20 protein-coding genes are annotated in these 21,463 nt (G+C 71.5%); 9 read left to right on the top strand and 11 right to left on the bottom strand.

What is annotated here, in order from left to right:
* Positions 1 to 5: 5 nt before the first annotated feature.
* Positions 6 to 671, bottom strand: coding sequence for a hypothetical protein (locus tag ACQ5BE_RS14955; RefSeq protein ID WP_430297800.1), 666 nt, complete (start codon positions 669 to 671; stop codon positions 6 to 8).
* A gap of 57 nt (positions 672 to 728) precedes the next feature.
* Here ACQ5BE_RS14955 and ACQ5BE_RS14950 point away from each other — a divergent pair, with 57 nt between their 5' ends.
* Positions 729 to 1,736 carry an adenosine deaminase gene (locus ACQ5BE_RS14950; RefSeq protein WP_430297799.1) on the top strand — a complete coding sequence of 336 codons (1,008 nt, stop codon included), beginning with the start codon at positions 729 to 731 and terminating at the stop codon, positions 1,734 to 1,736.
* Between the two features lie 111 nt (positions 1,737 to 1,847).
* Positions 1,848 to 2,771, top strand: coding sequence for a hypothetical protein (locus tag ACQ5BE_RS14945; protein ID WP_430297798.1), 924 nt, complete (start codon positions 1,848 to 1,850; stop codon positions 2,769 to 2,771).
* 27 nt (positions 2,772 to 2,798) lie between these two features.
* On the opposite strand, the gene ACQ5BE_RS14940 is transcribed toward ACQ5BE_RS14945, so the two are convergent.
* Positions 2,799 to 3,761, bottom strand: a complete 963-nt coding sequence (locus ACQ5BE_RS14940; protein WP_430297797.1) for an SDR family NAD(P)-dependent oxidoreductase — start codon at positions 3,759 to 3,761, stop codon at positions 2,799 to 2,801.
* Positions 3,762 to 4,094 (bottom strand): TfoX/Sxy family protein, encoded by a 333-nt coding sequence (locus tag ACQ5BE_RS14935; protein WP_208711849.1) that lies wholly within the window; start codon positions 4,092 to 4,094, stop codon positions 3,762 to 3,764. It lies immediately after the preceding gene.
* A 101-nt stretch (positions 4,095 to 4,195) separates the two neighbouring features.
* On the opposite strand from ACQ5BE_RS14935, the gene ACQ5BE_RS14930 reads away from it, so the two are divergent.
* Positions 4,196 to 5,314, top strand: coding sequence for an alcohol dehydrogenase catalytic domain-containing protein (locus ACQ5BE_RS14930; protein WP_430297796.1), 1,119 nt, complete (start codon positions 4,196 to 4,198; stop codon positions 5,312 to 5,314).
* Positions 5,315 to 5,341: 27 nt separating this feature from the next.
* Here the strand turns inward: ACQ5BE_RS14930 and ACQ5BE_RS14925 are convergent, their stop codons facing one another.
* Together ACQ5BE_RS14925 and ACQ5BE_RS14920 are read right to left on the bottom strand one after the other, a co-directional pair.
* A complete protein-coding gene (locus ACQ5BE_RS14925; RefSeq protein WP_430297795.1) occupies positions 5,342 to 6,865 on the bottom strand; it encodes a CHAD domain-containing protein in 1,524 nt (507 codons plus the stop codon).
* 9 nt (positions 6,866 to 6,874) lie between these two features.
* Positions 6,875 to 7,597 (bottom strand): DUF4386 family protein, encoded by a 723-nt coding sequence (locus ACQ5BE_RS14920; protein WP_430297794.1) that lies wholly within the window; start codon positions 7,595 to 7,597, stop codon positions 6,875 to 6,877.
* 162 nt (positions 7,598 to 7,759) lie between these two features.
* Between ACQ5BE_RS14920 and ACQ5BE_RS14915 the strand changes: the two genes are divergently transcribed.
* Positions 7,760 to 8,260: a hypothetical protein gene (locus ACQ5BE_RS14915; protein WP_430297793.1), complete on the top strand. Its 501-nt coding sequence runs from the start codon at positions 7,760 to 7,762 to the stop codon at positions 8,258 to 8,260.
* A gap of 106 nt (positions 8,261 to 8,366) precedes the next feature.
* Here the strand turns inward: ACQ5BE_RS14915 and ACQ5BE_RS14910 are convergent, their stop codons facing one another.
* From ACQ5BE_RS14910 to ACQ5BE_RS14895, 4 genes are all read right to left on the bottom strand, one after another.
* Positions 8,367 to 8,735 carry a hypothetical protein gene (locus ACQ5BE_RS14910; protein WP_430297792.1) on the bottom strand — a complete coding sequence of 123 codons (369 nt, stop codon included), beginning with the start codon at positions 8,733 to 8,735 and terminating at the stop codon, positions 8,367 to 8,369.
* 106 nt (positions 8,736 to 8,841) lie between these two features.
* Entirely contained in the window at positions 8,842 to 9,045 is a 204-nt protein-coding gene (locus tag ACQ5BE_RS14905) for a cold-shock protein (protein WP_208711856.1), read from the bottom strand.
* A gap of 213 nt (positions 9,046 to 9,258) precedes the next feature.
* Positions 9,259 to 9,720: a hypothetical protein gene (locus tag ACQ5BE_RS14900; RefSeq protein ID WP_413250156.1), complete on the bottom strand. Its 462-nt coding sequence runs from the start codon at positions 9,718 to 9,720 to the stop codon at positions 9,259 to 9,261.
* Positions 9,721 to 9,793: 73 nt separating this feature from the next.
* Positions 9,794 to 10,834, bottom strand: coding sequence for a fatty acid desaturase family protein (locus tag ACQ5BE_RS14895; protein ID WP_430297791.1), 1,041 nt, complete (start codon positions 10,832 to 10,834; stop codon positions 9,794 to 9,796).
* A gap of 346 nt (positions 10,835 to 11,180) precedes the next feature.
* Here ACQ5BE_RS14895 and ACQ5BE_RS14890 point away from each other — a divergent pair, with 346 nt between their 5' ends.
* From ACQ5BE_RS14890 to ACQ5BE_RS14870, 5 genes are all read left to right on the top strand, one after another.
* Entirely contained in the window at positions 11,181 to 11,648 is a 468-nt protein-coding gene (locus ACQ5BE_RS14890) for a hypothetical protein (protein ID WP_430297790.1), read from the top strand.
* A gap of 60 nt (positions 11,649 to 11,708) precedes the next feature.
* Positions 11,709 to 12,251, top strand: coding sequence for a hypothetical protein (locus ACQ5BE_RS14885; RefSeq protein ID WP_430297789.1), 543 nt, complete (start codon positions 11,709 to 11,711; stop codon positions 12,249 to 12,251).
* A 147-nt stretch (positions 12,252 to 12,398) separates the two neighbouring features.
* A complete protein-coding gene (locus ACQ5BE_RS14880; protein WP_430297788.1) occupies positions 12,399 to 14,972 on the top strand; it encodes a hypothetical protein in 2,574 nt (857 codons plus the stop codon).
* A gap of 145 nt (positions 14,973 to 15,117) precedes the next feature.
* The gene (locus ACQ5BE_RS14875) at positions 15,118 to 16,860 is read left to right on the top strand and encodes a glycoside hydrolase family 13 protein (protein ID WP_430297787.1); all 1,743 of its coding nucleotides are present in this window, start codon (positions 15,118 to 15,120) and stop codon (positions 16,858 to 16,860) included.
* A 221-nt stretch (positions 16,861 to 17,081) separates the two neighbouring features.
* On the top strand, positions 17,082 to 18,533 hold the full coding sequence (locus tag ACQ5BE_RS14870; RefSeq protein ID WP_430297785.1) for an amino acid permease: 1,452 nt from the start codon (positions 17,082 to 17,084) through the stop codon (positions 18,531 to 18,533).
* Between the two features lie 298 nt (positions 18,534 to 18,831).
* Here ACQ5BE_RS14870 and ACQ5BE_RS14865 read toward each other — a convergent pair whose 3' ends face one another.
* Positions 18,832 to 19,839, bottom strand: coding sequence for a TolB family protein (locus tag ACQ5BE_RS14865; protein WP_430297784.1), 1,008 nt, complete (start codon positions 19,837 to 19,839; stop codon positions 18,832 to 18,834).
* Positions 19,836 to 21,092 carry an MFS transporter gene (locus ACQ5BE_RS14860; protein WP_430297783.1) on the bottom strand — a complete coding sequence of 419 codons (1,257 nt, stop codon included), beginning with the start codon at positions 21,090 to 21,092 and terminating at the stop codon, positions 19,836 to 19,838. The genes ACQ5BE_RS14865 and ACQ5BE_RS14860 overlap by 4 nt, the downstream gene beginning before the upstream one ends.
* Between the last annotated feature and the right edge of the window lie 371 nt (positions 21,093 to 21,463).

Below are 21,463 nucleotides of genomic sequence, written 5' to 3'. Positions count from 1 at the left end.
GTGCCCTACTGCCGCGCGAGCCTGTAGGAATGCTCGCGCAGGCGGCGGGTCCAGCTGTACGTTTGCGCCGTCGGCAGCTGGTTGAGCAGGGGGTCGAACCGCAGCGGCGTGTCCTGGACGCGTCCGTCGGCGTCGAGCACGGGCGTGAGCCGGAGCGAGCCGCAGCGGTTCCACGGGCCGAGCGGCGTGGCCCGGAACAGCTCGAGGTCCCACCGGGCGTCCGGACGGAAGCGGCCCGGCGCGCCCGGGTCCGCGCCCACGGTGCGCGCCCCGAGCAGGACCGCGCCCCGCGCCCCGCGGTACGGCATGAGGGAGGTCAGCCGCGCGCCGCCGGGCGTGCGGTGCATGAGCAGCGCGAACCTGCCGGGCACGCGCCAGCCGGTGGAGGCGAGCAGGAGGTCCGCGTCGGCGTCGCCCGCGCGGACGCGCACGGCGAGGCCGATGAAGTCCGGCCACGCCACGGGGAACCCGAACGAGCGCGACAGCCGCGCGGTCACCGGCAGGGACGCAGCGCCGTCGAGGAACGGGATGCCGGACGCGGCTCCGGTGAGCTCGAGCGTCCCGGACAGCAGGACTCCCTGCGTGTGGATGGGCCGGTTGGGACGGAACGCCTTGACGACGCCGAAGGCCCCGGCGAAGAGCCGGCCGAAGAGGGTGGTCGGATGCGTCATCCTCCGCAGTCTGCCAAAGAGCGGAACGCGCGGGAACCGTGTGCGAAGGTATACGCCATGACCTTCGACGCCATGCTCCTTCCCAAGGCCGAACTGCACCTGCACATCGAGGGCACGCTCGAGCCGGAGCTCGCGTTCGAGCTCGCCGCGCGCAACGGCGTCCAGCTGCCCTTCGCCTCGGTCGGGGAGCTGCGCGCGGCGTACTCGTTCACGGACCTGCAGTCCTTCCTCGACCTCTACTACGCGTGCATGGAGGTGCTGCGCACGCGCGAGGACTTCCGGGACCTCGCCGCCGCGTACCTGCGCCGCGCCGCGGCCGAGGGAGTGCGCCACGCCGAGCTCTTCTTCGACGCCCAGGCGCATACCGCGCGCGGTGTCGCGTTCGCCGACGTCGTGGGCGGGCTCCAGGACGCGCTCGACGACGCCGCCCTCCTCGGGCTCAGCGGCGGCCTCATCCTGTGCTTCCTCCGCGACCAGCCGATCGAGGACGCCGAGGCCGCGTGGGCCGAGGCGAAGGGGCACCTGGGTGCGATCATCGGCGTCGGGCTCGACTCCGCCGAGGTCGGCAACCCGGCCGGGAAGTTCGAGGGGATCTTCGCCGAGGCCCGCGCGCTGGGGCTGCACGCGGTCGCGCACGCTGGGGAGGAAGGCGGCCCCGAGTACGTGTGGGACGCGCTGCGGAGCCTCGGCGCGGAGCGGATCGACCACGGGATCCGGTGCCTCGAGGACCGCGAGCTGGTGCGCCATCTGGCGGAGCACCGGGTGCCGCTGACAGTGTGCCCGTTCTCGAACGTGCGGCTGAGGGCAGTGGACACGCTCGCGGACCATCCGCTGCCGGCCATGCTGCGCGCGGGGCTGCACGTGACGGTGAACTCCGACGATCCCGCGTACTTCGGCGGGTACGCCGGCGAGAACATCGAGGCCGTCGCGGAGCGGTTCGCCCTGGGCCGGGAGGACCTCGCCCTGCTCGCACGGAACTCCGTCGCCGCGAGCTTCGCGTCCGAGGAGCGCAAAGCTGAGCTGTCCGCCGAGATCGACGCGTGGGAGGGGTCCCACGGCGGTTGAGCCGGAGCGCGGATGGGTACCGATGGACTACCGGAGCTACCGGGGCGACTCGATCCGTCACCGGCACCGGGCCGGTTGACCCGGGACGTCGGCCGCTGAAAGGCTGAGACCGTGAGCACAACGCCATCGGGCCTGCCGCTGGCGACGCGGCTTGCGCGGGCCGGCGTGCCCGACTCGCTCGCCGCGGTCCTCGCCGAGACCTGTACCATGGCCGGGGCGGAACGCCGCGGGGAGGCGGCGCGGTGCGTGCTCGACCAGGCCGACGCTCGGCCCGTGGTGGAGTGGCTCGAAGGCCAGCTGGAGGCCGAGCCCGGGCCGCGGGAGGCGGTCGTCGCGATGCTGGGTGCGGCGGCGGTGCTGTTCGGGGCCGAGGAAGCCGGCCGGCTGGTGCTCCGCCACGTTCCCGAGGCGGCCGAGGTGCTCGGCGAGATGGCGCGGGAGGCCGAGGACGAGGCCATCGAGGACCCGCTGCTCGCCACGGCGGCGAAGGCGGAGCCGATGATGATGCGGGCGGCGCTCGAGCACGCGGCCGCCTCGGACCCGGAGTACAACCACGAGCTCTACATGGACGAGTCGGTGCTCCTTCCCGGGTTCCTGCTCCTCGACCAGGGAGACGCCGACCCGGTCGAGCTGAACGGCGCCCTCGTGAGCACGCCGCGCGGGTTCGCGTTCGTCCTCACCGACGGGATGCTCTCGCCCGCGACGGCGGCCCTGCTGCCCACGGGCGTGCCCGAGAAGGGCGCCGTCCTGTTCGCCCTGGACGACCTCGAGGGTGCCGTGTTCCTCGTGCCGGACTCCTTCGGCCTCCTCGGCACCGACCGGGTCGACGGCACGGACCGCGCGGACGACGCCCTGCCCCTGGACATCGGGCCGAGCCCGTACGGTGACCTGTACGCGCACTTCGAGCTGCCCCGGGGCGAGACGGTCAGCCTCTGCCTCGCGTACTCCCAGTGGCCCGCGGGAAAGCAGGAGGTCCTCCGGCGGCGGTTCGAGACCGTCGTGCAGCGGGTCGCCGACGCGCTGCGGCGCTCCTGACCGCGCCGCTCACCGCGGCGCGAAAGCTCACACTCCCAGCCGCACCCCGCTGAGTTCCTCGGAGCGCGCCACGAGCCGCGCGGCTACGTCCCGGTCCAGCACCACGGGGCGCGGGGAGAGCCGCGCCGGGCGGCCCCTCAGGTGGAACGCGCCGCCCGGCCCCCAGTACTGCCCGTTCGCCACCTGTGGCGAGGCGACCCCGGCGACGAGCTGCTCGGCCCCCGCGTGCTTGCCCTGGCCGATGAGCGGCAGGAGGGGCCGGAGCGCCGGGCTCGACGCCGGCTGGTTGACCCCCACTCCGGCGCGCGCCGGCGAGAGCGCGTCCATCGCCGTCCCCGGATGCACGACGACGGAGCTCGCCGCCGCGCCCGCGTCGCCGAGGCGCCGGGCCAGCTCGAACCCGAACGCCATCGCGGCGAGCTTGGAGCGGGCGTACTTGTGCAGGTCCGACTGCGGCTCGGACGGGTCGGGGAGCGAGTCGGCCGGCTGCTTCGGCGCCGTGTAGCTCAGGCTCCCCACGTGGACCACCCGGCCGCCCGAGTCCAGCAGGAGGGGCAGGAGCTGCGCGACGAGCGCGAAATGCCCCAGATGGTTCGTGCCCCAGAACAGCTCGAAGCCGTCGGCTGTCGTCCGGGGGGTCGGTCCGCGCTCGCCGCGCGGCTTGAGGTGGGACGGCATGCCGACCACGGCCGCGTTGGCGACCACCGCGTCGAGGCGAGGCAGCTGCGAGAGCCGGGCGGCGGCGTCGTGCACGGATCCCAGGCTCGCGAGGTCCAGCGGCTCGTGGCGCACGACGGCGCCCGGCACGTGGGCGGCGATGCTCGCCACCGCCGCGCCCGCCCGGGCGGGGTTGCGGGCGGCGATGATGACCTGCGCGCCCAGGAGCGCGAGGCCTTCGGCGGCGAAGTAGCCGATCCCGGCCGTCGCGCCGGTGACGAGGACGGTCCTGCCGTCCAGGCGCGGGAAGCCGCCGGGGAGCGGTGCCGGCATCTACTTGACCGGGAGCGAGGCCGCGTAGTCGACCCCGACGCGCACCCACCGGTCGAGCGCGTCGTCGAGCTCGACGGCCTCCCGGGAGACGCGGAGCCATCCGTCCATGGCCTTGCCGTGCATGACGGCGCGCTCGACGCCGGGGTTCGCGCAGAGGTCCGCGCTCGCGGCCGGATCGGCCCGGAGCAGCAGGCCGCCCTCGCCGCTCGCGGCCACGGCCATGTTCCCTCCGACGAGGAACGCGAGCCCGCCGAACATCTTCTTCTCGGTCGCGTCGGCCATGCCGGCGACGGTGTGCCGGACGCGGTCCGCCAGTTCAGGGTCGTAAGCCATGCGCTCATCCTGCGGTGCGAGGGCGTCTGGGGCAATGATGGGAGGGCACAGAGCGGATGAGCGTTCACGTCCCGAGAACATCCCGAGATCAAGGAGCACCGATGCCAGCCACCCGCACGATCCGCGGCGCCGTCCTGAACACCATGGAGGCGGAGCAGCCGTACGCCGCCAGCCGGCCCATCACCGTCGACGAGATCGAGCTCGAAGGCCCCGGCCCCGGCGAGCTCCTGGTCCGCATCGAGGCGGCGGGGCTGTGCCACTCGGACCTCTCCGTGGTCAACGGCTCGCGCCCGCGCCCGCTGCCGATGCTGCTGGGCCACGAGGCCGCGGGCATAGTCGAGGAGGTCGGCGAGGGGGTCGCCGTCGCGCCGGGCCAGCGGGTCGTCATGACGTTCCTGCCGCGCTGCGGCGAGTGCGCCGCGTGCGCCACCGACGGGCGCCTGCCCTGCGAGCGGGGCAGCGCCGCGAACGCCGCCGGGACGCTCCTCACCGGCACCCGGCACCTCACCCGGGCCGGCGACGAGGTCCAGCACCACCTGGGCGTCTCCGGCTTCGCGACGTACGCGGTGGTCGACGAGCGCTCGGTTGTCCCCCTCGGCGACGACGTCCCGCCCACCGTCGCCGCCCTGCTCGGCTGCGCCGTGCTCACCGGCGGCGGGGCGCTGCTCAATGCAGGGAGGATCACGCCGGAGACGAGCGTCGCCGTCGTGGGCCTCGGGGGAGTGGGGATGGCCGGGCTGCTGACCGCGCTCGCGACCGGCTGCCGGGTCGTGGCGGTGGACGCGCAGGAGTCCAAGCTCGCCACGGCCCGCGAGTGGGGCGCCGCCGAGGCGTTCACCCCGGCCGAGGCGGTCGAGCGCAAGGTCGAGGCCGACGTCGTGCTCGAGGCCGTGGGCCACCCGCGCGCGTTCGAGACCGCGTACCGGCTCCTGGGCCTGGGCGGGACGCTCGTGACCGTCGGGCTCCCGGCGCCGGGGGCGACCGCCGAGATCGAGCCGCTGCAGCTGACCGCGAAGGCCCAGACGGTAGTGGGCAGCTACCTGGGCTCGGCCGTGCCGAAGCGGGACGTGCCCGCGTTCGAGCGGCTCTGGCGCGAGGGCCGCCTCCCGCTCGAGCGGCTCGTCTCCCGGCGCATCACCCTCGACGAGATCAACGAGGGCATGGACGCCCTCGCCTCGGGCTCGGTGATCCGCCAGGTGGTGACGTTCGACGCCGGATGAGCGGCCGGCGTCGTGCGCCGCGCCAGGTCAGGGGTGGCGTTCGGTGAAGTCGGCCCAGTCGAGGGCGAACCGCGTGCGCGCCTCCGCCGCGCGCTGCTGCTCGAGGGCGTGCAGGCGCCCGAAGCTGAACGCGCTGTCGCCCTCCTCGTGGGCCTGGGCGGCGAGGTCCAGCAGGTGCCCGCGGCTCACGACGCTGTCCTGGAGCTCGCCGAGGGTCTCCTGGATCTGCTCGGCGGCCCTGGCGAGCCGCTTGGCCCGCTTGCCCAGGACGGGGCGGGCGGCCTCGGCCGCGTAGCGGAGCCGCTTGGCCTTCTTGCGCACCTCGTGCAGGGCGGCGTCGACGGTGTCCTGGTCCGCGTCGGCGTCCTCGGCCTCCTCCGCGGCGTCGACGGCGTCGTGGAGGCGCTCGATGTCCTTCGCGACGCGCTTCGCGACGGCCCTGCGGGCTGCCTTCGCGGCCCGCTCGGTCAGGGGCGGCTCGGCGAGGAACGCGTCGAGGGTGTCGAGGAGGCGGAAGTAGCGCTCGCTGTCCAGCGCCACGAGGCCCACCTCGTGCGCCTGCCGGTACCGGTCGTCCGACTCGCGGCGGATCCGGTCCGCGACCGGGCCCACGACGAGCGCTGCTGGCTCCGCGCCGGCCAGCTCGGCGAGGCGCTCGCGCATGACCTCGACGTCGCGCGCCTGGCCCACGGTCTGGGAGAGCCACTTGAGCTCGTCCCGGAGCCGGTTGGCCCTCCCCGCGTCCACGAACGGCCGGAACGTCGCCAGGGCCGAGCGCATGCGGCGGGCGGCCACCCTGAGCTGGTGCACGGCGTCGGGCGCGTCCTGGCGCACCTGCGGGTCCATCGCCTTCAGCGCCTCGGCCTGCTCCCGCAGCCGGGCCAGGAGCACGACGCCGGCCGGGCCCTTGCGCTTCGGCCTCGCCGCACGCTCGGGCCGCACCGGGTAGGAGGGGCCCAGGGCACGGGCCAGCTTGGACGGGAGCTCCGCGGGGTGCACCCCCTCGTCGGCGAGGAGGTCATCGGCCGCTGACAGGAGCTCTTCCTCGCCGCCGACGAGTTCGATCTCCCATTCCCGCCACGCCTGCCGCAGCCCGCCCGAGGGAGGTGCCTCGGACTCGACGCGGTCGTCGCAGAACTCCGCGAGCGCGGTGCCTTCCGCGTCGAGAAGCAGCACCACCGTGCGTTGGGTCCTCAGTCGGGCCACCGGGCCGAGGTCCCTGGCCCGGGTGTGCACCGAGACGAGGTGCCGGAGCCGCTCCGGCACCCGCGCGGCGTCGGCCCCGAGCGGTTCGGTCACCTCGGTCCGCGCGCCCCCCTTGCCGGGGAGCTTGAGGTGCCAGCCGGCGTCCTTGCCGCCTGTGCGCCGGCGCAAGGTGATGCGGTTCGCGGCCAGGGCGAAGTCCTCGGTGTCGAAGTAGACCGCCTCGAGGGTGTGGGTGACGGGCGTGCCGACGCGTCTCACCTCGGGCAGGCCTTCGAGGGAGGGGATCGGGGTGGCTGCCTCGACGGTGTACTTGCGTTCCACCTCGAGGGCGTCCTGGGCTGCCATGGGCTCAGCCTACGGCTGGGGCAGCCGGAGCGCACCGGGCGGCGAGGCAGCCAGCCTCAGCAGGGCCGCCCCGACGGCTGCGAACCAGATCCACAGGAGCGGGCCGTACACGGCGTACACGCCGGGGACGGCGAAGCGCAGAGCCTCGCCCGCAAGGCCCAGGGCCCCGGTGACGATCCCGAGCCACCCGATCCAGCGCGGCAGCACGCTCCGGACCATCGGCAGCGAGATGAGCAGGATGCCCAGCGGTGTGAGAACGCCTCCGAAGGTGACCGTGTTGTTCTCCGCCACGAGGGCCTCAGCGGCGGCGGCGAGGGCCGACCGCGCGCCGTCGTCCGCCGCGGCCGCGTACTGGGAGCTGAGGGTGACGAGGGAGAGGCTGCCCACGCTGGTCGTCGGCACTGCGATGAGCGCCGTCCACGACGCAGCCCCCGCCACGAAGCCCAGCACCGCCAGGCTCGGGCTGGCGGGCAGCAGCGCCACGAGGAGCGCCGCGAACACGACGAGCCCGAACACGGACGGCACGAGCCAGAGCAGCTGCTGCGCGACGTACGACGCCGTGTGGTCGGCGATGAAGCGCAGCGTCGCCTCGCCGCCGGATACCGGGGGCGGGTCGACGAAGTACAGGGCGAGGGCGGTCAGGCCGAAGAGGACGAAGAGGAACGCCGCGATCCCCGCGCCCCGGTACAGCGGGACCCACGCGCGGGCAGCAGGCCAGGGGTGCGCCGTCATGCGTCGAGCGTATGTGCGCCAGGCCGCGGCCGGCCATGGGCCGAAGGGCCCGCGATGGGTGGCCCGGCGTGCTGCGGGACCTCCGCCTCTGCCGCGGCCGGCTGGTGCGGGCCTACTGTCGAGGTGAGTGGGGCAGGACGTCTTCCCGAGGGAGTGGTTGCCATGAACCCCATCGTCCAGATGATCGTCTTCTTCTGCTTCGCGGTCCCGGCCGTCGTGGGGAGCGTGCTCGCGGCCTGGTACCCGTGGGCGCGGTACCTCGGCCGCATCGGGACCGGGCTGATGATGCTGGTGGGCGGAGCGGGCGTGAACGCCTCGTTCCTGATCGCCGGCGCGACCTATGTGGACTTCGCCGACGAGGCCAAGTTCGGCTGGGTCACGCGGGCGTGGCGCGCGGTGGTGCCCGCGAATCCGGTGTTCTACATTGCGCTGCTCATCGTGTTCGAGGCCGTAGTCGGGATCCTGATCCTCTCGGGCGGGGGGCCCACGAGGATCGGCCTCCTCGCCGCGATCGCCTTCCACCTCGGGCTGGGCGTGTTCTTCACGTGGTTCCTGACGTACTACGCCGCCGTCATGATCGTCTCCATGGTGCTGCTGCTGCGGGCCGAGTGGGGCCGTGAGCCGGCGCCCGTGCTGAGGATCCGCCGGCACCGTCTGGCGTAGGGCTTTCGATCGTGGGGTGACGGGTCAGAGCGTCTCCGACCCGTCACCGCACGGGCGGGCACCTCCCTGCACGGCCGGGCACGTCACCGCGTGACCGGCCGCCCGCCTACTCGTCGTCGGCGAGGTTCAGCGACGCTGCCTGCAGGACGGCCTCGATGTTCGCGCCGGGGACGTCCTCGCGGTACGCATCGGCGACGCTCTTGAACCCGATCGCCATCCCCAGGACGAGGCGCGTGTAGTCCGGGGCCAGCGCCTCGATGACCTGCCGGACCACCTGGGGGAGGACCTCCCGCAGCAGTGCGGCCTGTTCCGGTGAGCCCCCGGAGAAGGACACCGACACCATGTCGTCCACCCGGGCCAGAGTCTTCAGCGATTCCTTGAACATCTCGGTCGCGGCGGGGTCCTCGGGCTCCCACGAGAGGGCCGCGGTCAGGATCCCGATGCCGCGCTGGACCATTTCCGTCTCGTCGCTCATGGTGCCATCCTTACCCGCCTGTTTGGCGGTTCACGTTAAAACAGCACGGGCGGGTCCGCTGAAGCGGACCCGCCCGTTGGCGCCCTGGATCAGGGGCCTACACCCTTCAGAGGGGACGGATGTTCGTGGCCTGCGGGCCCTTCGGTCCACGCTCGGAGTCGAACTCGACCCGCTGGCCCTCGTCGAGGGAGCGGAAGCCGGTGGAGACGATCGCGCTGTAGTGGGCGAAGACGTCAGGGGTGCCGTCTTCGGGGGCGATGAATCCAAAGCCCTTCTCGGAGTTGAACCATTTCACGGTGCCAGTGGCCATGCGTGTTTCCTTCTTGTGTTGATCCGGCCGCTTGTCCGCGGCCGGTTTTGTGCTGCGTCGGCGGCGCCGGCGCGGGACAACTGTGGGTGATGGAGGTTGAGAATGAGGGGCGCTGCCTCGGCTGGTCGCGAGTGCGCGGTTCGATGATGGCTGACGTGGGCGGCGGACGGCGCCGTTCTCGCGCGTCGGCTCTGGGTCGATCGTCAGTCCAGTCTACATGGTCCGGGCGTTTCCGCCCGCAACCGCTGCGGGGCCTTCTCTGCCGTCGTAGGCCGTGGCGATGCTCGGCGCGGCGGCTTCGAAGACCGTGCCACCGCCCGGCATGACGATGTAGGCCAGGAACTCCTCGTCGAAGCTGGCAATTCCCGCTTCGACGGCCTCCACCTTGGCGCGGATCAGCTGGGCCAGCTGGCGCCAGCGCCGTCGGGCGTCTTCCTGAGGCGCGCTGCGCCGGTGGGGGCGCGGTCCCGCGGGATCGACCCGGGGAGCGCTCGGTCCCGGAAGCGGGAGGACGATGCGGAACTGGCGGCCTCCGGAGCTGAAGGCGAGCACGGCCCGTCCCTGCTGCGACACGCAGCGGAAGCCCGCGGCACCCGCGGCGAGCAGGACGGCCTCGATCTCTGACTGGGAATCCGAGCAGGTCAGGGAGGCCCCCCGGACGTAGTTGACGGTCATGGCGTCACGCATGCGCTTCGGCACCGCGCTGAAGTGCGGACTGCTCGATGCATGGTGGAGTTCTGAGTGGCCATTACGCCCGCCGGTACGCGGCAGTGACCGGACATTCGAAGGGATCGCGCGCGGCGAGCCCAACCCGGTTGAGGTAGCCGACGACGATGCCGTAGGAACGCCACAGGCTCGTCTCGGTGTAGGGGACCGCGAGGCGTTCGCACTGCTCCCGGACGATCCGCCGCGCCTTCGCGAGGTGGGGTCGCGGCATGCTCGGGAACAGGTGGTGCTCGACCTGGTAGTTCAGGCCGCCCATGAGCCACGTGGCCCACCAGCCGCCCGTGATGTTGCGCGAGGTGCGGACCTGCTTGCTGAAGAAGTCCAGCTTCGCATCCCGCGCGATCACCGCCATGCCCTTGTGGTTCGGGGCGAACGTTGCCCCCATGTACAGGCCGAACACCGCCAGCTGCACGCCCAGGAATGCGAACGCCATGCCGAGCGGCAGGAGCCAGAAGAGCGGGACGAGCACGAGGCCGAAGCGCAGCGTGATCAGGCCCAGCTCGGTCCAGCGCCCCTTGACCTTGCCCCGGGAGAACAGGTGCCGGAAGCTCAGGAAGTGCAGGTTGAGCCCCTCGAGCGTGAGCAGGGGGAAGAACAGCCAGCCCTGGCGGCGGGTGATCCAGGCCCGGAGACCCCGGGCTTCTGCAGCGTCCTCGACCAGGAAGGAGATCGTGTCGACCTCGATGTCCGGGTCCTTGCCCACCCGGTTCGGGTTGGCGTGGTGGCGGGTGTGCTTGGAGTCCCACCACGAGTAGCTCATGCCGGCAACCGCACCGAGGGCCCTTGCGAGGCGATCGTTCGCTGGCCCGGTCGCGAGGATCTGCCGGTGAGCTGCCTCGTGGGCCAGGAACGCGACCTGGGTGAAGAGGATCCCCAGGCCGGCCGCGATCAGCAGCTGGAACCAGCTGTGGCCCAAGAGGATGGAACCGGTGAGGAAGCCCGCCAGCGTGGCGAGGAGGCCCGCGCCGACCAAGGCGTAGAACCAGGGGGTGCGGCGCAGGAGTCCGGTTTCGCGGACCACCTGGGCGACCTGGAGATAGGCCTGGGTCAGCGGCGGGAACATGTCGGTGCCCGCATAGCGCTGGGCGCGGCGAGAGGGGTGGACTGCGGTGCTGGATGCTGTGGCGATCAGGGACCTTCTTGACTGCGTCCGCTCGAGGGCGGATGCGCCGCGCCGGCGGCGCTGGCAGGCGGGAAATGGGTGATGGGAGCTGCCGGACAAGGGGCAGAGGCCGCCACGCTGGAGCGGCACGAGTCCTTCCAGCACAGCGCGCTGTCCGCGCCGGGAAGGAGGGGAAGGAGGAATACGTGAGGCTCGGCGATCTCATCGAGCCTGCGCCGAACGACCATCTGGGTAGTCCGCGTCCTCACCAGTCTACACGTGATTGCTGTGGAGTACTGTTGAAGGCATGCACTACGCCATGTCTCCCCGCGCCCCTCGAGCCGGGGAGCAGGGCTTCGCCATCACCGAGCTCGCCTCGGTACTGGGGGAGGATGCCTTCGGCCACCCCCGTGAATACGGGTTCGGCGAGTGCGATGCCGAGACGATGCGGCAGCTCGTGCTGGCGCGTGACGTCCCCGACGGCCCCGTGAGGATCTACAGGGCGCTGCCCCCGGGCCTCGGGGAGATCAACAGCGGGGACTGGGTGACGCTCTCCAAGGATTTCGCCCGCCAGCATGCCATACGGGATGACTTCATCGCCCACGACTGGCCCATCGTGTACGCCGACGTCCCCGCACGCACTGTGCTCACGGACGGCAAGTACCTCGACCAGTACGGCTACGCCGGCCAGTCGCTGACGGGGCTCGAGGACCACGTGGTGGAGGACGAAGCTGGGCCATCCGACGCTGGCAGCGACACGGTCTACGACGACTGACCCGCTGGCCGCGCGGACGGAATCCCCCACTTACCTTCGGGTCGCAGCAGTCCTATTCTGATGGCATCTGAGGCCTTCGGCACTGGGGGAATGGTCATGAACAGGGTCGTCGAGAACTCGATGATCGTCTTCTTCATTCTGGCCATACCGGCGGTCATCGGTGGCCTCTTCGCAGGGGTGAACGTCTGGGCCAGACTGGTTGGGCGCATCGGCATGGGGCTCGTGATGCTCCTCGGAGGCGCGGCGGTGAATGCCTCGTTCCTGGCCTCCGGCGCCGACTACGCGACGTTCGCCAATGACGCGAAGTTCGCCTGGGTGACACACATCTGGCGCGAGGTTGTCCCCGCCAAACCACTCCTGTGGATCGGGCTGCTGGTCGTGTTGCAGGCGCTCATGGGCATCATGATCCTCTCGGGAGGGTGGCCGACCCGCATCGGGCTGATCGGCGCGATCCTCTTCCACGTTGCCCTCGGCGTGTTCTTCTCCTGGTTCCTCACCGCCTACGCCGCGGTGGTCCTCGTGGCGATCGTCCCGCTGCTCCGCGCGGAGTGGCGTGCCGAAGCCCACGCCGCACACCCTCCCATCAGGCACCGGCCGGCCTGACAGGGCCCGAGGGCTGGGACGGGCACTAGCTCTTCTGCACGTTGTCCACAGGCGGCCTTCCCGGTGCGCCGCCCAGCGCGCCGGGGGCTACGCTCAGACTGTCTGTGAAAGGCGCCGACAAGGTCTATCTCGGGGGGAGATTGCTCGATGCGTTCTGATGTGCCTGCTGACAGTCCGACAGCGGGGGAGGGCCAGCCCGGGGCATCGCCGAACCTGGCCGCGGTTCCGTGGGAGGGTGCGGTAGCCGGCGTGGCCGCGGGACTCGTGTTCTTGGCCTTGTGCCTGGCGAGCGTCCTCCTCGCGGCGGCGGGAGGCGCGGTCCAGTCGGTGGGCAACTCTCTCCCGGGGGTCGGGGATGCGGTCCCGGAGGGGGCCGTCGGTGCGGTCGTGGGGGTCGCGGCGCAGGTGGGCGCGATGGCCCTTCTGGGCACGTCGGAAGGCCGCGCATCTGCAGGGTTGGGCATGCAGGGTTCGGTGAGCGCCTTCGTGGTGCCGTTCGGGCTCACGGTCGTCGCCGCGGTGCTCGCCCTGTGGGCCGGCGCCGTGCAGGCACGCCTCGCGCCGGCTCCGAGTGTTGCCGTCCGAGCGGCCCAGTCCGGTGCCCTCGGCGTCGGATTTGCCGCGACCACGACTGCGATCGCCGCCTCCGCACGGGTGCATTCCGTTGAACCCGGCACAACGCTCGACCTCAGCGCGGCCGGCGTCGTGCCGTTCTTGGTGGCGCTCGTGCTCGGCGCCGCCACGGGGTGGATCGGGTCCGGGATCGGCCGCCCGTCGACACCGCGGCCCTTGACTGGCTCCCAGACCTCCAGTGTGGCCGCTCTGCTGCTCCCGCCCGTGAAGGCCTGCGCCGCCCACCTGCTGGTCTTCAGCCTGATCGCGGCACCCGTCGCCTGGATCGTCGGCGGCGTCCAAGGCGGGTGGGGCGCGACCCTCTCCGGTCCGCTGTGGCTCGGCCATGCCGTCGCTGGAGCCTTCACCATCGGCCATGTCGGTGGGATTTCCGCCGGCAGCTCCGCCACCATGCGCGGCGACGGACTCTACTACTTCCTCGCCGGCGACGGCGGCCCGGTTCCCGTCTGGGCCGCGTGGCTTCTCGTGGTCCTGGCGCTCGTGGCGACGGCGGTCGCCGGTGCCGTGCTCTCCGTGGCCCGCGGCGCGGCGGCCGGGGACCGGAGGTCGGCGTGGACCGGCCCTGTCGCCTACGCCTTCGCGGGCCTCGTGATCCTGGGCGTGTTCCATGTCTCGGTGGACGTGACGTTCAGCGCCTTCCTGGGGACGGGCTCGGCCCGCGTGTCCGCGGGCCCCTCGGCGTGGTCGCCGCTCGTGCTCGCGGGGTGGGGGCTGCTCGCCGAGGTCGCGAGCCGGACGCTCGCCCCGTACGCCCTGGGCGCTCTACCGGCCCCGGTCCTCGCCGGGCTCGGCCGCAGGCTCGGGCCCCAGGCGCCCCCTGCCGGCACTCCCGCGCCGGACGGGCACGGCGCTGTCCTGTCCGCGGCAGCCAGCGGCGAGGCGCCGACGCACGACGCCGGGGCCGCGGCGGCCGCTGGAACCGCACCGGCTGCTTCCCCCGCCCTCAGAACCCTGAGCCCGCGGGCGAGGAAGCGGGCGCTCGTAGTGGCTGTCGCCGTCGTGGGCGTGGGCCTGCTCGTGGGGGCGGGAGCGATCGCTGTGGCGGTCGTCAAGGTGGGCAAGGGACCCGATGCAGTGGTCCGCGCGTACCTGGACGACGTCGTGGCGGGACGGGCGGAGGCTGCCATGGAGAAGGTCTCGCCGAACGTGCCGAATGAGTCGCGGGCGCTGCTGAGCGACGACGTGTATGGGAAGGCAGGCGGCCGGATCGACCGGTACTCGGTGGTGAGCACGGAGTCCGCAGGGAATGCATCGACGGTGGTGGTGGAGCTCAGCCAGGGCGGGCGCACCGAGCGCCAGACGTTCACCGTGTCCAAGCGCGATCCGAGCCTGCTCGACGACCACTGGACCGTCGACTCTGGCAGCCTCGTGCGTCCGCTGACCGTCGCCGTGAACACGAAGAACCCCAAGGTCTTGGCCAACGGGACGGCCGTCAGCACCGGTGCGTCCGACGTGAAGGTGGGGAACTCCTACGCCTTCGGCGCGGCGGACGCGCCGACTGGCCCGGACGGTTGGCTATCGGACCGGACCACGGCCATGACCTTCTACGCCCTCCCGGGGGAGTACACGTTCGGCATCGACACCGGGAGCCCGTTGCTCGAGGTTCCCGAGCAACGGCTCAGGGTGGCCATCGGCGCGCAGGCGCCGGCAACAGCAGGCCTCAGGGCTGCTCCGAGCAGGGCTTTCCAGGATCAGCTCGACGCGTCGGTGAAGGCCTTCCTGGACCGCTGCGCCGCCCGGACCGAGCTCTCGAAGTCCAGCAGTTCGAGCGACAGCGCGTGCCCGTTCGACCGTTCGGCATGGTCGGGCTACGACTACCGGAATGTCCACTGGAGCATCACGAAGGCGCCGGCCTACACGGTGGGCGACCGCGTCTACTCCGACGGCGCGGTCGCCGTGCAGCCGAAGGCCCCGGGGGCCGCGGAGCTCACCTACCAGAGCAAGAGCACCTCCTCCTACGCCAAGGACAGCCCGTACACGGACACCAAGGACAGCACGAGCATCTACCTCTACGGCGTGGCCAAGGTCAGAGACGGGAAGGTCGAGTTCCAGTACGCCCCGTACGGGTCCTACACGCCGGGCTCCTGATTGGCCGAGTCCCGAGCGGGAGGCGACGGGGTCCTGAATCTGGGCGGTGCGGTCCGTCGGGCTGGCCGCCCACCGGCCGTGCCCGGCGCTCTGGCCCGGGGGTCCGCACCGTGCCTACGATGCCCGGACCGCGACAGGAGGACCCATGACCGTTCCGGACCGCTCGCCCCACGCCAACCCCGCCGCCGACCCCCAGTGGTTCCGCAGCGCCGTCGTCTACCAGATCTACCCCCGCAGCTTCGCGGACTCCGACGGCGACGGCGTGGGCGACCTCCGCGGCATCATCGGAAAGCTGGACTACCTCGAGCGGCTTGGCGTGGACGTGGTCTGGCTCTCGCCCGTGTACCGGTCGCCCCAGGACGACAACGGCTACGACATCAGCGACTACCGGGACATCGACCCGCTCTTCGGCTCCCTCGCAGACCTCGATGAGCTCATCGAGGGCCTCCACGCCCGCGGGATGAAGCTCGTCATGGACCTCGTGGTCAACCACACCTCGGACGAGCACCCGTGGTTCGAGGAGTCGCGCGCGTCGAAGGACTCGCCGCGGCGCGACTGGTACTGGTGGCGCCCGCCTCGCCCCGGCCGCAAGCCCGGCACGCCCGGCGCGGAGCCGAACAACTGGGGCTCGTTCTTCTCCGGGTCCGCGTGGCAGTTCGACGAGGCCTCCGGCGAGTACTACCTCCACCTCTTCTCGAGGAAGCAGCCGGACCTGAACTGGGAGAACCCCGAGGTCCGGCAGGCCGTCTACGCGATGATGAACTGGTGGCTGGACCGCGGGGTGGACGGATTCCGGATGGACGTCATCAACTTCATCTCCAAGGACCCCGCCCTGGCGGACACCCCCATCCATGAGGGCGAGCTCCACAGCCACGACCGCCGCGGCTACGCGTGCGGCCCCCGGATCCACGAGTTCCTCCAGGAGATGCACCGGGAGGTGTTCGCACACCGCGACCCGGGCCTGCTGACCGTGGGCGAGATGCCCAGCGTCACGGTCGAGGACGCGGTCCTGTTCACCGATCCCGACCGCCACGAGCTGGACATGGTCTTCCAGTTCGAGCACGTGAACCTCGACCACGGCGGGGGCAGCAAATGGCGCCCCGGCCGCATGCGGCTCACGGACCTGAAGGCCTCGTTCGGCCGATGGCAGAAGGGGCTCGAGGAGCGCGGGTGGAACAGCCTCTACTGGGGCAACCACGACCAGCCGCGGATCGTGTCCCGCTGGGGCGACGACGGGGAGTACCGGGAGCTCTCGGCCAAGATGCTCGCCGGTGTCCTGCACCTGCACCGCGGCACCCCGTACGTGTACCAGGGCGAGGAGCTGGGCATGACGAACATGGCCTTCGCCGGGATCGACGCGCACCGGGACATCGAGGTCCTCAACCACTACCGCGAGGCCACCGGCGGCCTGGGCCTGGACCCGGTCCAGGTCCTGGAGTCCATCGCCCCGCTCAACCGGGACAACGCCCGCACGCCCGTCCAGTGGGATGCCGGGCCCAATGCCGGCTTCACCACCGGCACCACCCCCTGGATCGTGGTCAACCCCAACGCCGCGGAGATCAACGCCGCGGACCAAGTGGACCGTGAGGACTCGGTCTTCGCGTTCTACCGCGAGCTCATCCGCCTCCGGCACGAGCTGCCGGTGATTGCCGACGGCGACTTCACCATGCTCCTGCCCGAAGACGAGGCCGTCTACGCCTTCACCCGTCGGCTCGACGCCACGGAGCTGCTCGTGCTCGGCAACTTCTCGGGCGAGCCGCAGCCGGTGGACCTCGGCGACCCGGGCTGGGGCCGTGCGGAAGTCCTTCTCGGCAACTACCCCGACAGCCCGGGCCTGGACCTGGGGCCCTGGGAGTTCGCCTGCCGGATCCGCGCCGTCTCGGCCTGAACGCCCGTCTTGGGGGCCCCACCGGATGGCCCTCTGCGCGGTACTGATCGGAAAAGCTGACCGATAGTCTTCGGGAAGAGTCGCTTTACCTGATGGGACACACCTCCAGATACTGAACAAGGCCGATGTGGTGGGCGTCACGTTGGGGAGCCGCTGCCCGCGGAGGCCGCACAGTCCAGAAGGCCCGGCAACGGGTCTGGAGCAACGGTGGGAGTTTCTCGATGAGTGGGCAGAATCCTCGGTCGATGTGGCGGCGCAAGCCACTGGAGGACATGGAAGACGAGACCGTCAAGAGCGGGCTGTTCAGGAGTCTCGGCCTGTGGCAGCTGACGGCGATCGGGGTCGGCGGGATCATCGGCGTGGGCATCTTCTCCCTCGCCGGGCTCGTGGCGCACGGCGACGCCGACAACCCCGGGGTCGGGCCGGCGGTCCTGGTCTCGTTCCTGGTCGCGGGCCTGGCCTCCGCCGCCGCGGCGCTCTCCTACGCGGAGTTCGCCGGCATGATCCCGCGCGCGGGCTCGGCGTACACCTACGGCTACGTCGCGCTCGGCGAGATCACCGGCTGGTTCATCGGGTGGGACCTGCTTCTGGAGTACATCGCGATCGTCGCCGTGGTGGCGATCGGCATCTCCGGGTACCTCGACGCGTTCCTGAGCGGCTTCGGCGTGCACCTCCCGGCGTGGATGACCTCCACGGTGGACGAGGGCAAGGGCGGCATCATCAACGTGCCGGCCATCCTGATCTGCCTCCTCGTCACGCTGATCCTCAGCCGCGGGACCAAGGCGTTCGGCCGCTTCGAGCTCGCCGTCGTGGCCATCAAGGTCACCCTGATCCTGTTCATCGTGGGCCTGGGCGTCTTCTACATCAACACCAACAACTACACGCCGTTCATGCCCAGCGGCTTCGGGCCGGTGATGAGCGGCGCGGCCACGGTCTTCTTCGCCGTCTTCGGCTACGACGCCATGAGCACCGCCGCCGAGGAGGCCACCGAGGGCAAGAAGCACATGCCCAAGGCCATCATCCTGTCCCTGATCATCGCGATGCTCCTCTACGTGGCCGCGACGCTGGTCCTGACGGGCATGCAGAACTACCAGGACATCGACCCCAAGGCCGGGTTCGCCTCCGCGTTCACCGGGGTGGGCCTGCCGGTCATCGCGAGCATCATCTCGGTGTTCGCGGTGCTCTCCATCCTCACCGTGATGCTGACCTTCCTGCTCGGCGTGACCCGCGTCTGGTTCTCCATGAGCCGCGACGGTCTCCTGCCGAAGTGGTTCTCGAAGGTGGACCGCGGCGGGACCCCTCAGCGCGTCACCTGGATCGCCGGCGTCGGCTCGGCGTTCCTGGCCGGTGTGTTCCCCATCCGCGCCGTGGCCGACCTGACCAACATCGGCATCCTCGCCGCCTTCGTGGTGGTGTGCGTCTCGGTGATCGTGTTCCGCCGCACCAAGCCGAACGCCCCGCGCACCTTCCGCCTGCCGTGGATGCCGGTGGTCCCCGCGGTGGGCGTCATCGCCTCGCTTCTGCTGATCAGCCAGCTGCACTGGGAGACCTGGCTACGCTTCCTGGTCTGGCTCGTGATCGGGCTGGTCATCTACTTCGCCTACGGGCGCAAGCACTCGCTCATGAACCCGGACAGCCCGCGCCGCTTGCAGGAGGCGAGCCTGCGAGGCTGACCGAACCCTTCCGAGGGGCGGGCGCACAACGGTGGTTGAGCGGAGTCGAAACCACGGACGCACACCGGTGGTTGAGCGGAGTCGAAACCGCAGGCGCACAACGGTGGTTGAGCGGAGTCGAAACCACGGACGCACAACGGTGGTTGAGCGGAGTCGAAACCACGGACGCACACCGGTGGTTGAGCGGAGTCGAAACCACGGGCGCACGACGGCGGGTGCGCACCCGCCGTCGTCCGCGCGGCAGCCCCACTGCTGCGGGTCGATGGCTCCCCCGCCCCTTCGGCCCGGGGCGCGCAGGCTACCGCCGTTCGACAGAGGGCGACCAGGCGTGCTCGATGAAGAGGGTGGGCCTGCCCGTGCCGTCAGCGGGCACCGACCAGACGTCGCTGTCGCCTATCGGAACCCCGCGAGCGAGGCCGTAGAGAACCGTGGTGTTGTCCAGCCACTCGGCTTGGTCGTCCACGTTGCGGCCCTCAGCGAGGACCGTCACCTCGCCGGTGGCGAGGTCCAGGACGGCCAGCACCCTCGTGCGGGGTTGGTTCGGGTCGGCCTTGTACTTGAAGGCGATCCTGGTCCCGTCCGGTGAGAGCGAGGGGCATTCGACGCCGGGCCGGACGGCCGTGAGGGTCCGTGCCCTGACGCTGCCCTTGACGAGCCAGGTGCGGTCCGCCGAGCCGACCGTGGCATAGAAGGTGTCCCCGTCTTCGGCGAACGTCACTCCCCAGAGGTTGTGATCGGCGGGGCTCAGGGCGACGCCTGGGATGTCGATCGCGTACTTCTCCAGGTTGCCGAAGCTCTCGCCGTCCGTCGCGGAGATCTCGGTGGCGGTGGAGAACCCGCCGACGTAGCCGCTGCCGGCCACGAACACCGTCGACGACGCGAGCGTGCCGTCCGCGAGCAGGCGGGCCCGGCTGGGCGACCCGTTGAGGGTGCGTGTGCGCAGGAGGTTCCAGTCGGCGTCGAAGATCTCCTCGTCGGTCGTATTCGCGAGGCCCGGTGTGGCGCGTAGGCAGACGCGGCGCGCGGCGGCCGCGTAGATCCGGTCGCAGGCCTGGTCTGTGATCGTCCGCGGTCCCAGGGAGTTGTCGACCGGGACGGTCGCCACCATCCCCTGGCCCTGGCCCGATGCGACGTTGCGGAAGTAGACAACGGGGCCTGCGGGCGCGCTTGCGGCGACGGCGGCCTGGGAGGGGGCGCGGGACTCGGACTGGTACTGGGCGTACGCCCAGGCGCCGTAGCCGCCCGCACCGCCGAGGGCCAGGACGGCGATGACGATGAGCAGGATGCTCCGCGCGCGGGCGGTCACGCAGCCGCCGTCCGGGCGGTGCGCAGCAGCATCGCCGCGACCGGCAGGGCGGCCGCGAGCGCGACGGCGACCAGCCACATCGCGGCGTCGCTCCCGACCGTGTACCAGAGCAGGCCGAATCCGGTCGACGCGAGCAGGCGGGCGACGGCGACGACCGTCTGCGCGGCGGCAATCCCGGTCGCGGCGGCCTGCCGGGGCGCGAGGATGCCGGCCATCGCGGCCAGCACGCCGTCGGTTGCGCCGTAGAAGACGCCCAGCAGGGCCAGCGTGGCGACGGTTGCGGGCAGCCCGGCCCAGGGCATGACGGCGCACGCGTAGGCGGCGAGGAGAGCCGCATGACCGGCGAGGAAGACGCGTTTGCGGCCCCACCGGTCCGCGAGTCGGCCGATGGGGATGGCCAGGGCCAGGTACGCGGTGTTCGTGCCGACATACAGGAGCGGGAACCACTGGGCGGCGAACGATGTGCGGGCCTGGAGGACGAGGTAGAGGAACCCATCGCCGACCGTGAGGAGCCCGAGAACCCCGGCGGCGAGCAGCAGTCGCCGCATCGGGCGGGTGTTCACGTCCCGCCAGCGGGGGCGCGGGCGCGGGGGCGGTGGTACGGTGTCGGCCGGGAGGCGCCCCCGATCATTCGGGACGAACAGGCCCAGCACGGCGAGCCCCACGAGCGCGAACGCGAGCGAGGCTACGAAGACGACGCCGTAGCCGTTGGGGATCGCCAGCAGGATCAGGAACGCCAGGACGGGTCCGAGCGTGGCGCCGATCGTGTCGAGCATGCGGTGGACGCCGAACGACCGGCCGAGGTGCTCCGGCTGTGCGGCGAAGCGGATCATCGCGTCCCGCGGGGCGGTGCGGATGCCCTTGCCGACGCGGTCGACGGCGATCACGGCGGCGAGCGAGTTGAACCCGTTGGCCGCCAGCAGGACCACCTTTGCCGCGGCCGAGAGCCCGTAGCCGAAGAACGCGACCCACTTCTGGCTGCCTGACCGGTCCGCGGCCATGCCCGCAGCGATCCGGGCCGTGGCACTGACGCCCTGGTAGATCCCGTCCATGAACCCGTAGGCCACCGTCGACAGGCCCAGCGATGCCGTGACGTAGAGGGGGAGGACCGACGCCACCGACTCGGAGGAGACATCGGTCAGCAGGCTCACCACACCCAACGCGACGATCGTGGGGGCCAGCCTGAAAGGCGGCGCCTTGCCGGCAGCGAGTTCGGTCCTGCGGCTGCGCCAGTCCGCGAGGGATAGATACATCGGCCGCTCCGATCGCCGCCATCGCCCCATGTGGGCCGGCTCCGCGGCCACACTGCGGCGCCGGTAGGCCCACTCTGGCATATCGGTGTACGCGAAAGCTCCACCTCCGACCACTCGAAAAAGCCACTGGGAGTACCCGACTTCGCGTTCACGCTCCTCCCGTCTTGGGCTGCCTCGTAGGCGGTGGAGGAGCGGATGCAGCGGGCGCGGGTGGGGAACAGTGACGCGCTCGCTCGGATCAGCTCTGTTTGATCCAGGCGGCGCTGTTCTTGCGAAGCCTTCGAGGCATGCAAGATTTCCGTTGTTCTCTCCAGGCCTTGCTGGGCCAAGGACTCGTGCAATCGATGAAGTCGAAAGGGCCGCGAACGTGC

The sequence above is a fragment of the Sinomonas sp. B1-1 genome, assembly GCF_050474465.1.
GTDB classification, from domain to species: domain Bacteria; phylum Actinomycetota; class Actinomycetes; order Actinomycetales; family Micrococcaceae; genus Sinomonas; species Sinomonas flava.
The sequence above is the reverse complement of the archived record's forward strand: the minus strand, read 5'-3'. Positions and strand labels throughout refer to the sequence as shown.